11 protein-coding genes are annotated in these 16,188 nt (G+C 34.5%); 10 read left to right on the top strand and 1 reads right to left on the bottom strand.

Annotated features, from left to right (window positions below):
* The first annotated feature begins 42 nt into the window (after nucleotides 1-42).
* From NST39_RS02690 to NST39_RS02705, 4 genes are all read left to right on the top strand, one after another.
* Entirely contained in the window at nucleotides 43-2,580 is a 2,538-nt protein-coding gene (locus NST39_RS02690) for a thioester domain-containing protein (RefSeq protein WP_341026862.1), read from the top strand.
* A 128-nt stretch (nucleotides 2,581-2,708) separates the two neighbouring features.
* Nucleotides 2,709-3,911 carry a response regulator aspartate phosphatase gene (locus NST39_RS02695; protein WP_445662390.1) on the top strand — a complete coding sequence of 401 codons (1,203 nt, stop codon included), beginning with the start codon at nucleotides 2,709-2,711 and terminating at the stop codon, nucleotides 3,909-3,911.
* Nucleotides 3,912-4,268: 357 nt separating this feature from the next.
* On the top strand, nucleotides 4,269-5,330 hold the full coding sequence (locus NST39_RS02700) for a hypothetical protein (protein WP_341026867.1): 1,062 nt from the start codon (nucleotides 4,269-4,271) through the stop codon (nucleotides 5,328-5,330).
* A gap of 16 nt (nucleotides 5,331-5,346) precedes the next feature.
* Nucleotides 5,347-6,810: a hypothetical protein gene (locus tag NST39_RS02705; RefSeq protein WP_341026870.1), complete on the top strand. Its 1,464-nt coding sequence runs from the start codon at nucleotides 5,347-5,349 to the stop codon at nucleotides 6,808-6,810.
* A 435-nt stretch (nucleotides 6,811-7,245) separates the two neighbouring features.
* Here the strand turns inward: NST39_RS02705 and NST39_RS02710 are convergent, their stop codons facing one another.
* On the bottom strand, nucleotides 7,246-8,115 hold the full coding sequence (locus NST39_RS02710) for a LysR family transcriptional regulator (RefSeq protein WP_309217954.1): 870 nt from the start codon (nucleotides 8,113-8,115) through the stop codon (nucleotides 7,246-7,248).
* Between the two features lie 175 nt (nucleotides 8,116-8,290).
* Here NST39_RS02710 and NST39_RS02715 point away from each other — a divergent pair, with 175 nt between their 5' ends.
* The 6 genes from NST39_RS02715 to NST39_RS02740 all read left to right on the top strand — a co-directional run bounded on the left by NST39_RS02715 (nucleotide 8,291) and on the right by NST39_RS02740 (nucleotide 15,981).
* On the top strand, nucleotides 8,291-8,848 hold the full coding sequence (locus NST39_RS02715) for an NAD(P)H-dependent oxidoreductase (RefSeq protein ID WP_309217951.1): 558 nt from the start codon (nucleotides 8,291-8,293) through the stop codon (nucleotides 8,846-8,848).
* Nucleotides 8,849-8,950: 102 nt separating this feature from the next.
* Entirely contained in the window at nucleotides 8,951-11,284 is a 2,334-nt protein-coding gene (locus tag NST39_RS02720; RefSeq protein WP_341026874.1) for a molybdopterin-containing oxidoreductase family protein, read from the top strand.
* 241 nt (nucleotides 11,285-11,525) lie between these two features.
* Entirely contained in the window at nucleotides 11,526-12,713 is a 1,188-nt protein-coding gene (locus tag NST39_RS02725) for an MFS transporter (protein ID WP_341026877.1), read from the top strand.
* Nucleotides 12,714-12,954: 241 nt separating this feature from the next.
* On the top strand, nucleotides 12,955-13,740 hold the full coding sequence (locus NST39_RS02730) for an arylamine N-acetyltransferase family protein (RefSeq protein WP_341026880.1): 786 nt from the start codon (nucleotides 12,955-12,957) through the stop codon (nucleotides 13,738-13,740).
* Nucleotides 13,741-13,786: 46 nt separating this feature from the next.
* Nucleotides 13,787-14,962 carry a macrolide family glycosyltransferase gene (locus tag NST39_RS02735; protein WP_341026882.1) on the top strand — a complete coding sequence of 392 codons (1,176 nt, stop codon included), beginning with the start codon at nucleotides 13,787-13,789 and terminating at the stop codon, nucleotides 14,960-14,962.
* 224 nt (nucleotides 14,963-15,186) lie between these two features.
* Nucleotides 15,187-15,981, top strand: a complete 795-nt coding sequence (locus NST39_RS02740; RefSeq protein WP_341026885.1) for an alpha/beta fold hydrolase — start codon at nucleotides 15,187-15,189, stop codon at nucleotides 15,979-15,981.
* Nucleotides 15,982-16,188 lie beyond the last annotated feature (207 nt).

A 16,188-nucleotide genomic window follows, 5' to 3' on the forward strand; every position in this document is an offset into this window, starting at 1 on the left:
TGGATGCCTTTTTTATTTTGAAAAAATGTGAGAGGTGTCGAAATGAAAGATAAAGCGTCGTTAGGAAAACGAAAACTTTTAGCGGTAATTGTAATCATGCTATTTAGTGTGATCATAGGATATTCACCTTCTGTTCATGCAAAAGGTGAAGGAATAGAAACATTTGGTGTTAACCATGACGGATATTTAGAAATGAATGGCGAAGTTCTCTATATGCTAGTTGACGGTGAACGTGTCAAAGCAACGCTTAACGGATTGATTGAAAAAGGAGATGCAAATCAACAACTATTAATGGAAAGCGACCTTGAAGACAAACAAGGGATGATCGCTTCCATTTTTTCTTTTCTAAAGCCATCCAAAGCGAAGGCAGCGGCTCCCAAAATTGAATATAAAGGAGCAGTCACTTATCGTGGTTCAGTTGTCGGAGATTTTAGGGTAGATGGGAAACAGGCTTTTTGTTTTCAGCATTCTAAAGTGTCACCGCCGACGGGTTCAAAGTATAAAGAAGCGACACCTTATGATAATGCGAGAGTGCAAAGGGCTTTGTATTATGGATGGGGTGGTCAAGAAAATATCTTTAAAAATAAAAATCAAGGTATTGTCATTACATCTTTGATCTTAGACCGTTTATATTCTGGCGGAAGTTCTGGAAAGAATCTTCCGAAGTATGACGAGCTATGGGATTTAGTTATAAATGGTGAAGACTTAGATAATGCTATTAAATTTTCTGACAATGATCTATCGGTTCTTGTGAAAGGAAATAAACAAATTTCACAAACAACAACTTTGAAAACATCTAAGAAAAACAGTGTGAAAATTAAAGTGCCTAAGGGTGTCACAATTGTAAATGAGTCAACGGGAAAAAAAGTAACAAATGGTACTATGCGAGTATATGGCTATCAAAAAGTACACTTAGAAGCTGAGATGGATGTAGGGGTAAATTATACTACTGGAGAACTTGAAAGTGATATGGCTATATATCAACCCTTATTGACTAAACCGTCTGGAGGTAGTTATCAAGTATTAGGGTTCATGGAATGGTTCAAAGACCCTTATAATACTACGTCATTCAAAGCAAAATTCGAGAAGCGTCAAAAGAACATCAATGTACAACATTTAGACAAGTATTCGGGTGATCTTCTTGAAGAAGAGAGTTACACAAGAAACATAGGTTCAACGTATTCATTTTCCCCTAAGGCATCCATTGCAAAAGGGAAAGAAAAATTCATCCCTGTGAACAATAACAAGAAAACGGGCACATTAAACAAAGATGTGACGATCAAGTTTTACTATAATTTGGAGCGTAATGTAACGGTCAATTATTATGACAACCGTACAGGCGATAAGATCAAAGCGACCAAGAAATATAAAAAGGTTCGTGGTGAAAAGTATTCCGAAAAACATCCTACAATTAAGGATGGTGAATACACGTATCATTATGTAAAGACTGATGGAGACAAAGAAAGCGGAACAGTGGGGTCAAAAAACATCACGATTAATTATTATTATGACAAGCCACTTGCAAAATTAGGCTTTGAAAAACTGCAAATCTATACAGCGCAGTGGGAAAAGGGTCTGCCTGTCAAAGTATTTTTGTCGAAAGAACTGAATTACAAGTCTAGCTTGAAAGAAATGTCCGACAAAAAAATCACAGTAGGGCTATATCGTGGCTCAACAAAGGTCACATCAAAAACGTATACAGCAAAAGAGTTACCTAAAAAGATTGATATGAAAATCCCTGCGAAGTATTTGAAGGTAAATGACAAGGCTCTTTACACAGTGAAGTTTACAGACTTCAGCAAAAACGATTTTAAAATTGATTTTGCGAAAACTTCACTTGCAACGGATGGATACGCAGCGAGTGAAAAAACGATCAAGGCAGATGCGGCAAAAGACAAAAAGCTGTCTTACAAGGGTGTTGTCATGACAGAAAAAACGCCTTTGATGGGAAAGGTGTTTTATGAACAGTTAAGTATACCGATTAGTCAAATTCCAAGAAAGAAAACAGGTTATGGCTTTGAAAGGGAAGTGAATCTTCATTATGAAAATGAAATTGGCGGAAAGGTTGCGCCTGCATTTGATTTTGAAGTCCCGACTAATATGGTCGATAGTTATTTGACATACAAGAAAAGCGGAAACCGTTCTTTAGTTGAAATGGAAGAAACGAAGCATAGCAGTGAAATGAAGGGCGAAACATCGGTGTATGATATTACGTATGAGCTTCCGCATATAAACGTTGAGCGTCACACAGGTCACCTTTTTGATGATGAACAGGTCGAGAAAAAAGACAAAAGAATCACGTATGATCTTGTGAATGGGGGACGTAAGTTTTATAGCCCTATTTGGTCTTACATTGGGAAGTATGACATGAAACTGAAATCACCGCCTATGGGTGTGAATCTCGTTATGGTGGATGTGCAACAACAACTAGAGCTATACGCCCATATGTATGCTCATATGAATTCGGAAACGATAGAATATGACGAGGTTCTTTTGAAGCCAGTGTATGCAGATGATCCATACCCAAATGGTTTACCAGAGGGATGGAGTAAAGAAGATGTAGAATGGATCAAAGAATAAGGTTTTGATTTATATATCTTTAGTTGGTGTATTATTGACCAAAAGAGTAAGAAAATGTAACTATATACCCTTTTTAAAGATTCAATTATTTGGCATAATTCTCATAATTACAGAAAATTCTGTTGTTATTGGAGGGGAAATGTTTGGGTTTTGATAGGATTCCATATGACTTAGTTTCAACTCGTCTTAATTTTTGGTATACAGCTATTAAAAACAATCTAATTACAGAAGCAAAAGAAATAAAAAAAGAAGTTGAACAATTGATAGATAATATGGAAGAAAATCAAGATGTATTGATGTACTATCAATTATTAGATTTTAGACATGAATTAATGCTGTCTTATATGAGATCGGAGGATTTGAAAGAAGTTAATGAGACGTATGAACAGCTTCGTCAGTTTGATGGGAATCTTACTGGAATGCTTGAATACTATTTTTTCTTTTTTATGGGAATGTATGAGTTTAGACAAAGGGAATTAACGACTGCTATAAGTGCTTATAGAATAGCAGAAACGAAACTAAATGGTATTGAAGATGAAATTGAGCATGCGGAATTTTATTTTAAAATATCAGAAGTATATTATTATATGAAACAAACCTTTTTCTCTTTAAATTACGCTAAGAGAGCATTAAGAATTTATAGCAAGTATAATAGTTATGCGGATCATATAATTCATGTTCAATGCATAATGGCTGGTAATTTGATGGATATCCTAGATTATGAAGGTGCTCTTAATCAATTTCAAGAGAATTTAAACATAGCAAGAAAATTAAATAAGTCACACTTAGTCGGTACATCTCATTTGAATTTGGGAATCTGTTGTATTGCTCGTGAAAATTATGAAGAAGCAGAAAAACATTTGATGTGCTCAATTAAAATCTTTGAAGAAGATAATCATAGCTTTTTGCCGAAAGCATTATTTAATATGGCTCACGCACTATGTAAAAATGAGAGAAGCAGGGATGCCAAGCCTTATTTAGAAAAAGGCGTTTTTTTGGCGAAAATGAATAATGACTTGGAATATATTAATAAATTCAATATACTTAAATCACTATATGTGAAGGAAGATAAGTACTTGTTAGATCAATGCTTTGTTTTCTTTAAGGAAAGGCAAATGTTTGCCGATATTGAAGATTTTGCTTTAGAAGTCGCCGAATATTATCGAGGGAAAAAGAGGTATGAATTGGCGAGCGAATATTATCATATTGTTAATATCGCTCGAAAAGAAATACAAAAAGGAGAGATTATATATGAAAATCAAAATGATTTTATTGGGAACGATCATGACAGCAGCGGTCTTTACATCAGTGGTGTTGGTGGGAGCAAGTGATTCTGAGAAAAACTTTGGCTTATTTAAAACGGAAAATGTTAAGACACTGGCTGAAAGAGTAGGAAGTTAAAATAAATTTGAGGAAATAAGATATCTTAATTCATACTTGGATGTCTTACTTTTGCCACTAAATATTGAATGCACCTTACTTCGAAATAAGGTGCATTTTATTTTTCCTAAACTTCAAAGCTCAATCTAAATAACCGATAATATTTCTATGGAAGTTTGTAATTGCTTCACAACAAATGGAAATCAACTTTTATAGAGAGAGAAATTATTTTGAGCTTGTAAGAATATGCTAAGTCATCATGTGTTTTAATTTCTCTTTCCAAATATTTTTTGGGAGGAAATAAATAAATGACGAATGTAAGAAGAATCTTTGATAGTATTCACCACATGGATATTAAGCAGAAAAAAATCACTGGAAAGGCCAATAATCATCCATCAATAGATAGATTTTTACAAGATCTTATGTATGATATTTTATCAAAAGAAGATAAGCGTTATTATATTTTTAATTCTGAAACAGTCGAAATAAACACACTAATATCTGGAGTGTTTGAACAAGATATAACCCAAGATTCGGTAGATACTGATTTTCTCAAGGATGTTTGTAATACTATTGCTGATAGAGCTCTTGAAAAACATATCAATGCTCAGGAGAAGCATAGTATGATAAACATACAAGAGGGTAGTTTGATTCAATCACTAATTGAGTATGAATCAGAGTTGTATTTTCTGATTACAAAAGTAGAGCATGAAAACTTTTTGGATTCAGATAATTTCAGAGAAATTGTTGGTGTTCCTTATAATAAGAAGACAAGGAGTTTAAAATCTTGTTTAATTAAATTTGACGATGGAATAACAGATATTATAGTAACTGATACAAATACAACAATCGCAGCTTATTGGTACAGAGAATTTCTTGAATTAAAAGAATTGAATACAGATGGAAAGAATACTTTAAAGGCGTTTATGGCATTTGATAAAATTCTTAAGAAAGATGTATTAAAACAATCGGAGGCTGACTATACTCAGTTATATAATAGTCTTCTGGGTTATTTTAGAAATCATCAAAATTTTGCTGTTACAGGGGTTATAAAGGAAGTTTTAGAAGAATATATTCCTGAAAATCCAGCAAAAATTAAGACCGATAAACTAATTGAAAAATTTCAAAATGAAATGAAAAAAGGAAAATTTGATACTAAGTTTACAATAGAGAAAACTGCAATTAACAAAAGAATGAGAACGACATATAAAGTCAGTGAAAAAGTTGAAATTAGAATTAATGGGCATATTGAAGATCTTCGAGATAAAATATATGCTAAAACTGATGAAGCACAAAATAGAGTTATTATCGTGAAAGTTGATGACGAAGAGAAATATAACGAGACATTTAGACTCTTGAAATTTAATTGATTAAGAAGGTGAAAGCTTGGATGTGATAAGGTTCCTGAAAGAGGATTTAAATCTTAAAATTATTAAAATCATTGAAGATTTAGATAGATGTGAAATTTTTATGCAAATTAATAAAGGTTCAACAGCAGAAGACTTTGAATTTTTAACTGATGTTTTTTCTTGGATTCATGAAAGAGATAGGGTGAATATTGATTTTAAAATAGATGATATCTTAGAGACCACTGTGAGAACTGTGGAGGATGTAAATGGTTTTATTGAAGAGATTAATGTTGCGATTGAACTGAATAATGAATCAGATTGGTTTTTGATTGTAAATATCATGAAAGGGTGTATTGATAATTCAATAACTCTTTATGATTTCTCTTCTTTTCAAGACTATTTCATGAATATGAGTTTAAAAACTATATTAGTTAAGTTCAATGATTTAATCAAAAGAGAAAACAGACTAAACTTTGAAGTTCAACATGAAGGGATTGAAGGTGGAACTAGAAGTTTTTATTTTTCGTCAACAAAAAATTTTCCAAACGAACCTCCAATTGAAAGACAAAGAGTTATTTCAATAAGAAATAGAGTTAGTAACTTTGTTGAAAATTTCGCATTAGATCTAATACCTCAAGATTTTAAATTGATAGATGATGACAGTTTAGGAAGCTTAGAAAAAATGTTTAATAACTTGAATAACATATTCTCATTTGCTTTTCTTTCTAATAAAGTTGTTATGTTCAGTGATGATAATAATATTATTGACTTTGAATTTTTAGGACATAGAGATTTAAATTTCACGGTAGATTATAAGAATTTGAATTTCGATAATGATGTTATAACCTCAATATATCAATGGGTTTATGAAGGTTTACATCCATATGATAAGTTAGGGTTAGCTAGAAATACAATAACAAAAGAATGTATTATAAAAGATGATGGGAGAATTATTCTTCGTAAAGATTGTTTCAATTCATTAAAATCCAGTTACCAGCTGTTTCAAAAAGAAAATATAGAAGAATATATAAGAGTTAAAGACACTCTATCCGATATGCTTATTTCTTTAACGCAACAAACTAGTCAGATAGTAAGTGGGCTAGCTTCGTCTTTAAAAAGTAACCAACTTTTAATCGTTACTTTTTTCACTTCTATAGTTATACTCAATGCAATTTCAGAAAATAAAATTGAAGAGATTTTCACTAAAGATATCACTGTGATTTCATATGCAATTTTAATTATATCTTTTTTCTTTTTATTATCTTCAAAGTGGTATGCATGGATGGAACGTAGTAGATATAAAGTGCAATATAACCGTCTTAAAAAGATGTATAGTGATATTCTAAGTGATACAGAAATTAATGAGATTTTCGACTCTGATAGTGCTTATAATGAGGACCTCTTATTTTTAAAAAAGAAAATTTGGTTATTTACTATAACTTGGCTTTTGGAAATATTAATAATTTTGGGGACGATATTGTATTTAAAAATCTGTTTATAATCTCAGAGATCAGTGATATGGGATTGTAACAGATTTTTTGTGTTTTCATAAGACCACCGAAGCCTAATCGTAAGAATATATTAATATTTTAATATAGAGATATGACCTAATTGAAAATGACCGAAAAATGTCCTAGAAAACTCAATTCCCTATATAATAGATAAAAAAGAGTGTAATAAAATCAACTTTTCGTAAGTGATAACAAAAATTTTCTAGGTTGAGGGCCTAGTGGGTGAATAACCCGTGGAGGTTCAAGTCCTCTCGGCCGCATCTAAGAAACCAAAGGTTGTAGACCTTTGGTTTTTTTATTTTTTATCACTTTAAATGAAGCTGTCCAAAATCTGTCCACTCACCTAAAGTGAGTGGACTTATTTGTTTGAAATTATATTTTTATAGAGTGTCGTTCAATTGCAGCCATACCCTTTTGAAGTCAATCTAGCTCTTAAAAAGAGAACAAGCCGTTTGAATAAAGACTTCTGTAGCCTTAGAGATATCCTTCATATTTGGAACAGCTATACCGATGTCTCTATATGTGTTTGGCTTCAATTCACGAAAAACCACATCTTCAGGTAGGGATAATATGTTTTTTTTCGTTGTAATTGTAATCCCTAACCCTTCTTGTACCATACATAATGCTGTGTCGATGTAATCAATGACAAACCTAATCTTAGGTTTCAAATTTAAATCTTTAAATAAAGAGAGAATTTGAAGCTCATAACCCCCTCTTCCAATGATGATGTCTTCATGTTGTAAGTCAGGAATACCGATTGTGTCTTTTTGATATAAAGGATGACTCGAGTGCATAATGACAATTAATTGATCTTTCATTAAAGGCACGATATCAAAATCTTCTTCAGGTGGAATAATCATTCCTACATCCACCGTTTTAGAACGTAACCATTCTTTGACTTGAACTACACTTCCTTCTGAAATCTTGACTTCAAGGCCTGGATATTGATCTTCCATTGTTCGTATAATCTTAGGGATAAATCTTGTACATGCCGTTGGATAAGCCCCAATATGAACTTTTCCAATCTCTAACCCCTGTTCAGCTGCAATTAATTCATCTACCTTCTGCAAATCACTCAGGATATTTCTGAAAATAATTAAGACACGTTCTCCTACGTCAGTAAAGAACAACCGATTCTTTTTATTTCTCATGATTAGTTTTGTTCCTAATTCTGCTTCAATAGTTGCTACAGCGCGGCTTACCGCAGGCTGTGTCATGTGTAATTCCTCACCAGCTTTTGTGAAACTTCTTGTTTCTGATATTTGGACAATCAGTTGAATTTGTGATCTATTCATAGCGTTTTCGTTATCTCCTATATAATTAATATGCATTTTAATTATGTTGGAACTTAATGTATCATAATAGTAAATATAAATTCAAGAAATCAACCGGAAAGTGAGTTCGTTATCATATTTTATTTTTATTAAGTAATACATGAACTTGGATTTAAATTTTTGGAGGAGGATCATAATGAAAAATATTTTAATCATTAATGCTCATGAATATCATGAGATGGCAAAAGGGCAATTAAATCAAACGTTAACAAAAAGAATGGTAGACAAGTTAAGCCCATTTTATCAAGTCAAAACGACAAATGTGGATAGCGGTTATGAAATAAAAGAAGAACAGGACAAGTTTATATGGGCTGATATGGTTATCATTCAAACACCTGTTTATTGGTATCACTACCCGGCTGCATTTAAAAAGTACATGGACACGGTATATGAACATGGAATTTTTTATAAAGGAACAGAAATTTATGGTGAAGGCGGTTTATTAAAAGGTCGTCAATACATGCTTTCTGTTACTTGGGGTGCAGGTGAATGGATTTTCAATAATCCAGCTGAGCAGCCTTTCTTTGAGGGAAGAGAAGTAGATGAGATACTATTTGCAATGCATAAAGCACAGCAATTTATAGGAATGAAACCTCTGAAAACACTTTCAAATCATTCGGCTCTCAAGCCGGATATAGAGAAAATATTTGAGAAGACGGATCAGCATTTAGAAGAGGTATTTTCTTTATCTTAGAATGACGGGAAATCTGTATTTAAGCTGTATGCATCATCATTGGCCCGGAAAAATTCCTGGATTTTAACTAATGACTTCAGCCTGAAAAAGGAGAGAAGTATGATGAGTACTAGTGAAAAAAGGAGATCGGGATTTTGTTCACAATGCGTTTCAAAATGTGGAGTTATATCCATTACGAAAAATGATCAGTTAATAAAGGTGATTCCTGACAAAAATCATCCGAATGGAGGAATCTGTCCAAAAGGAGCCGCAGCCCCTCAAATAGTCAATCATCCTGATCGTATTCTGTTCCCTTTAAAAAGAACTAATCTAAAGGGACAAGACCCTGTATGGGAAAGAATCACATGGCAAGAAGCCTTTCGAACAATTACTGATAGGCTCAAACAGATTCGTTCAGAAACAGGGGCGGAAACTGTTTCATACACTTATCCAACTGTTGGTGCGAGTGGAAGTTTTAACTGGGGCCCATATTTGCAGCGATTGATGAATCTTTATGGTACCCCCAACTATATATCCCATACAAATGTCTGCCAATGGGCAAGGGACGAGGGATCAAAATACACTTATGGTGTTGGGTTGCCTCAACCTGACTTTGAACATGCCAACTTGATATTAATATGGGGACATAATCCAGCAGATACGAATCTACAGACTTGGAAAAGACTGATGGCAGCACGAAAAAGGGGAAGTAAACTAGTGGTCATTGATCCACGTCGAACAACGACAGCTGCAGCGGCAGATTTGTGGATTGCGCCGAATCATAGAACTGATATTGCTTTAATATTAGGTTGTATTCAGTTTTTGATTAAGAATCAATCATATGACGATCAATTTTTACTCAACTGGACAAATGCCCCTTTCTTAGTCGATAAGCATACAGGAAAATTCCTTCGACCTGAAAATCATCAGTCGAATGAATTTTTAACTCTTCATCACAAGCAGAAACCATTTAAAATTAATACTTTAGAAGATCCTGAGATATGGTCAGAACAAATAGTGCTTACAGGTGAATATGAAAATGAGGACGTTTCTTCGGAAACCGTATTTTCACAATTAATGAAAAGAGTTTCTTCTTTTACGATTGAACATGTAGAAAACATCACGGGTGTTCCAGCTGAGAAGTTAACGGAACTGGGGGAATTATTATGCCAAGTAAATCCGATCGCTTATTATTCATGGAATGGCTTAGAACAGCATGTAAATAGTTCATCAACCAATCGAGCATTATGTATCCTTTATAGTCTGACTGGTTGTTTTGATAAGCAAGGGGGAAACATTATCCTCCCATCTTTACCAGTAGGCTTAATTAAAGGTGGAAATTTGATACCACTTTCACAACAGCAGAAACGTCTAGGATTAGAACAGAGACCCTTAGGTGCTCCCAAAATATCCGCATCAGGATATGATTTTGCCGATGCTGTATTGAACAAATCTCCTTATCTGATAAGAGGATTGTTAAGCTTTGGCGGTAATATGGTCACTCAAAACTCAGGAAGTGAAAATATGATAGAAGCCTTGAAAAAACTAGAATTTCATGTCCATGTCGATTTGTTTCATAGTCCAATGACAAGGTTTGCAGATATTGTCTTACCTGCTGCTCATGCTTGGGAGTCACCGAGTTTGTTGACTGGTTTTGAGGGGGATTTACAAACGGCGCAACATATTCAATACAAACCTCCGATGTCAAAGCCTCCTGGAGAAGCTCGTCCTGACCTACAAATCATAATGGACCTAGCTTTAGAAATGGGTTATCAAGAAGAATTTTGGGATGGGGATATTGAGGCTGCGTTTAATTACTATCTTGGCCCTCTCAATGTAACCGTAGATCAACTCTTAACTCAGCTAGAAGGAATATCCATTCCCTTAAACGTGAAGTATTGTAAATATGCGGAAAAGAAGAATGGTGGAGTCAGTGGCTTCTCCACTCCAACGCGTAAACTAGAAATTTATTCTGAATTTTTGTTAGAGCGTGGGTATGATCCACTACCCCAGTTTGAGAAACCAATAACTGTTCCGCATTATCAGAAAAAATCTAAAGACTTTCCATTAGTTCTTTCTTCTTTTAAATTAAAAGGTTTTTGTCATAGCCAGCATCGAAATATTGCAAGACTAAGGAAAATGCATCCCGATCCTTTTGTTGAAATCCATCCACAAACAGCTCAAGTGTACAGCCTAAATGAAGGAGAATGGGTTTATTTAGCATCTCCTCATGGCAGGATGAAGGCAGTCGCTCGACTGACACAAAGTATACCCTTGGGTACGGTCTATACTCAAGCAGGCTGGTGGGATAAGTGTGATGAACTAGAATTAGCTGAATTTGATCCATCCTCAGTAGAAGGTGCAAATGTAAATCAGTTAATAGGCACAGATCAGCTAGATCCCTTATCAGGCTCCGAACCATTGAAATCTTATCACTGCCAGATTTATAAAATATGATGAACATTTTTATCTAATTGAAGAATAGAAAAAGTAAAAATACTATTAAAAGCTGAAGATTCCAAACATTGGGAAATTCGGCTTTTTTCATCTATATTACATAAAAACAGACTGATTTTATTTTGAAATGCATATCATTTTTGTTATCTCTTATATAATTAATATGTATTTTATTTATGTAATGACTTCATGTACCATTAAAAAGGATTGCGCATCAAGAAACGTATCGGAGGTAACAAGTATGATCAATCGTAATAGATTATTTCTATTTGCACTTATATTAGCTGCATTTAATCTGAGACCGGGTATCACGTCAGTTAGCCCAGTTCTAAATGGAATAACGGAGGAACTAAGCATGAGTTCGATGTCAGCAAGCTTACTCACGTCTATTCCTTTAATTTGTTTTGGTTTTTGTTCATTATTTGCAGGCCGATTGGCCAGTCGCTATCAATCAGAGAAAATTATTACCTTTTTTATCGCCTTGATAGGAGTTGCAACACTTTTACGTGTCTTTTCAAATTCTTCCGTAAATCTATTGATAACGGCTTTGTTTATTGGTGCGGGAATCGGAATTGTCAGTCCTTTACTTTCAGGTTTTATCAAAAGCTACTTTCCAGAGAATGCTGCTTCTATGATAGGCATCTATTCTACATCAATGGTCGTTGGTGCATCTATATCAATTGGGCTGACGACACCACTTCAACACATGTTAAATGATTCATGGAAAAATGGATTAGCCTTCTGGAGTATTTTTGCTCTAGTCGCACTTCCACTTTGGTTCTTGGTTACTAAGCAAGCTCAAAAACACACCCATAAATCGTCCAAAAAGATTCGTGCGTCCTTGCCTTTAAAGAATAAAGAAGCCTGGCTATTAACTTGTTTTGTTGGTCTTGTCATTCTACTGTTTTATTGTTTTGCAGCTTGGCTGCCAGCAATTATAGAGGAAAAAGGAGAAACTGCGGCATTTGGTGGTCTTATTGGTACTATAACCATGCTCGCACAGCTGCCGGCCACCCTTTTCTTGCCTAGTCTCTTAAAGGTAATGCCAAGCAGAAGATTTTGGATTACATTTTTCACACTCAGCGTGATGATTGGTTTATCACTGTTATGCTTTACAAACATCACACCTCTTGTTGCGAGCATATGTCTAGGGATTGGCAGTGGCGGTCTTGTTTCACTCACTTTATTATTACCAATTGATAAGACAGATTCACCAATAGAAGCAAGTACCTGGTCAGCTATGACTCAAGCAATTGGATATATGATTGGTGCTGTGGGACCATTTATCATTGGGTTCCTGCATGATTATTTAGGAAGTTTTGTTCCTACATTGTATCTGCTTATCACTCTAGGCTTGATTATTATCCTCTTGGGATGGAAACTGACGAGACAAGTTGGCTCTTTAGGAGTGGGAGTACCAGTGAAATAACATCATCACGAATGGTCATCCATTTGTTTGGTTGTGAAATGTGAGCCTGAAGAAACTAGAGTATTGAATTTAATGATAACCAAGGCTCTCTGACTATAAAGTAAAACTTGTTCAAGTAAAGTTTAGTGAACATATAAAGAAGCGATTTTGAGCAAGAAAATTGAAAATCATCTTTATTCAACTTAAAATAAAGGTGGGTAAATGATAATAATATACTTAAATGTAAAATGGAGGTTATCTGGTGTCGTCATTAAGGGAGCGTATTTTTTCAAGAGTAGATTTAGAATCAAAAAGGGTCATACAGTTTGAAGATTTACCTGATCTCCTTCAATCTTTTGCGAGGAGTATTCCTTTTGAAAATATAGATGTCATCTATAAAAATTATAGAGTCATTTCTAAAGAAAATCTTCAAAAGAAACTTTTAGATCATCATCGAGGCGGTTTATGTTATGAGATAAATCCACTCTTATACTACTTCCTTAAAGATTGTGGATTTGATGTTCAATTATTATCAGCAACAGTATATGATCATTCATCTGAGAACTGGTCAATTGATCATACACATGTAGCTATTATGTTAACATACCATCACAGAATGCATCTAATTGATTCGGGTTTTGCATCATTTCTTCCTCTTTCACCAGTTCCTTTTACAGGTGAGGTTGTACAGTCTCCCGTTAGAAATTATCGAGTAAGAAAACTGAACACTGAAAAAGGGTCCTATGTTTTTGAAATGCAAGAAAAAAATACATTAGAATATGGAGAATGGAAACTAGGATATGCTTTTAATCTGAACGAGATATCAGAAATAGAGTTAAATGAGATGCAAGAAACCATAGCAAAAAATAAAAAATCACCGTTTAATAAAAACCTTCTCGCTGTAAAAATAATAGAAGATGGACATATTACGTTAACAAAAGAAAAATTCATCAAAATTAAAAACGGTAAAAAAACGAAGAAGGTTTTGAATGAAGATCAGTATGTCAAGATACTGAATGAAGAATTTAACATTAATCTTTTTAATTAAAAGTGTATATCTTTTAGGCTCGTTTCATTAGGGAGGAGTATGACTTATGAATGTATTAATGATCAATTTTCCAGGGGAGGGGCATGTTAACCCAACTCTTGGCATAGTGAAAGCATTAATTAATCGGGGAGATACGGTTTATTATGTTACAACAGAAGAGTTTAAGGAACGAATTGAAGCTTTGGGCGCGAAAACATATCTCCACCCAAATTACCTTAAGGGACGGACACCTCAAAACACAAGCATTCATGAATTCGTGCAAGTCCATTTAAGGATTTCTATTGATATTTTAACGATCGTTCAGGAGCTTGCTCAATCCATTACGTTTGATTATGTGTACTATGATACGTTCGGTGCAGGATTATTGGTCAAAGAATACTTAAATATTCCAGCCATTTCTTCATCATCGTCGTTTGTTGTTCCTGAAGAACAATTCTTAACAACGTTAGAAAACAGCTCTGTATCACTCAGCTCGTCTTCAGAAGTGGAGAGGGAAAATGAAATGTTAATAAAGAAAATAGAGCACAGCTTCAATGTTAAGGTGAAGCATCCTTTTCAATTTCTTATGAATACAGCTGATTTGAATATCGTCTATACCAGTAGAGAGTTCCAGCCAAATAGCGAACATATAAACGATTCTTATATCTTTATTGGGCCAACTATCACGAAACGCAAGCAAACCAACAATTTATCATTAGATGAATTAAAAGCCCAGAAAGTCATTTATGTATCGATGGGTACTCTTTTTTTGGGTGGAGAGCCCTTTTTCAAAACTTGTATGGAGGCATTTAGAGATTTTAAAGGTAAAGTAGTATTTTCAATTGGAGATAATACGAAAATCTCTAAATTAGAGCCTTTCCCAGAGAATTTCATTGTTCGTCACTATGTACCACAGCTGGATGTCTTGCAGCATACAGACGTCTTTATTACGCACGGTGGAATGAATAGTACAAGTGAGGCTGTCTATTATGAAGTGCCCCTTATTGTCATTCCTCAAGCTAATGACCAGCCAATGATCGCCAAACGGCTGGAAGAACTTCAAGCTGGCTATACAATTCATCCAAATGAGGTAAGTGTACCAAGGTTAAAAGAAGCTGTTGATCTTATACTTTCTAACCCTTCATATCGAGAGAATGTTAGAAAGTTAAGTGTAAGCTTTAAAGAATCTGGAGGAGAAGAGAAAGCTTTGAGAGCAATAGATGAGTATTTAGCATCGTTCTAAAAGGTGAATTTTTTAAAATTTTTACTGGGAGTATTATTCATTTGAATTCAAGTTCTCTCGGCCGCATCTAAGAAACCAAAGGTTGTAGACCTTTGGTTTTTTTGTGTTTTCGAAGTAATTGAACTGTTATTTATGACAGTTTACGGTGATACCAAATTCAGTGGAATAAAGAATTTTGCTAAAATTGTGATAAAATATTGAAGGATAGGAAAGGGGGAAAATACATGTCAATTTACCATAAAGTCATTGGAGAAGGATTTCCAATTGTAATATTACATGGTTGGACACTTGACCATCAAGTGATGTTACATGCATTGGAACCGGTATTTGAAAAACAAAGCGGTTGGAAGAGAATATACATAGATTTACCGGGGATGGGACGTTCCGAGCCGCATCCGTCTATTCAGAATTCTGATGATATGTTAGAAGCGGTATTGCGTCTTTTGGACGAGATTATTCCTGATGAACAGTTTAGTGTTTGTGGTTATTCGTATGGAGGGTACATAGCTAGAGGTATTGTTCATTCACGCCGGGAAACCGTTCGTGGATTACTGCTTGTGGCCCCAATGACTATACCTGTATTCGATAGAAGAGTCGTGCCAGAGAAGACCGTTCTAAAAAGTGACAGCAGCTTGATATCACAACTTTCTCCAGAGGAGACGGATGAATTTTGTTCCATGGCAGTTGTGCAAGGAAAAACGGAATGGGAAAGATTTCGAGATGAAATTTACCTTCCTTCTAAACAAACAAATCATGAATTCATCAATAACATTCTTCAAAATGGGTATGGCTATAGCTTCGACATTTCAGCTGAATTTCAGTATCCCACGCTCATTATCACAGGGCGTCAAGACAATGTAGTTGGATATCACGATGCGTGGCGGCTGATCGAAGACTATCCAAGGGCAACCTTTGCAGTGCTTGATATGGCTGGCCACAACCTGCAAATCGAACAACCTGATGTATTTAACTCACTAGTCCATAACTGGTTAAACAGACTTGAGTCGGAAAATATGTAGTTGTACACCTTTGTATAAATAGAAGTTTTCTTGATTCGGGTTCATGGCTGTATTAATGATTTTTATAGTTTCTAAACGAAAAAGTCCACTCAACTTAAGTAAGTGGGCTTTTTGTTTGAGTTATCTTATAATAAGTCGTTCTAATGGATCGAAAGGCTTCAATTAGGTTGTGCTGAAATTTCCAACTAAACAACGAAATAATAAGGA

The organism is Bacillus sp. FSL W8-0645 (assembly GCF_038007905.1).
GTDB classification, from domain to species: Bacteria; Bacillota; Bacilli; order Bacillales; family Bacillaceae; genus Bacillus; species Bacillus pumilus.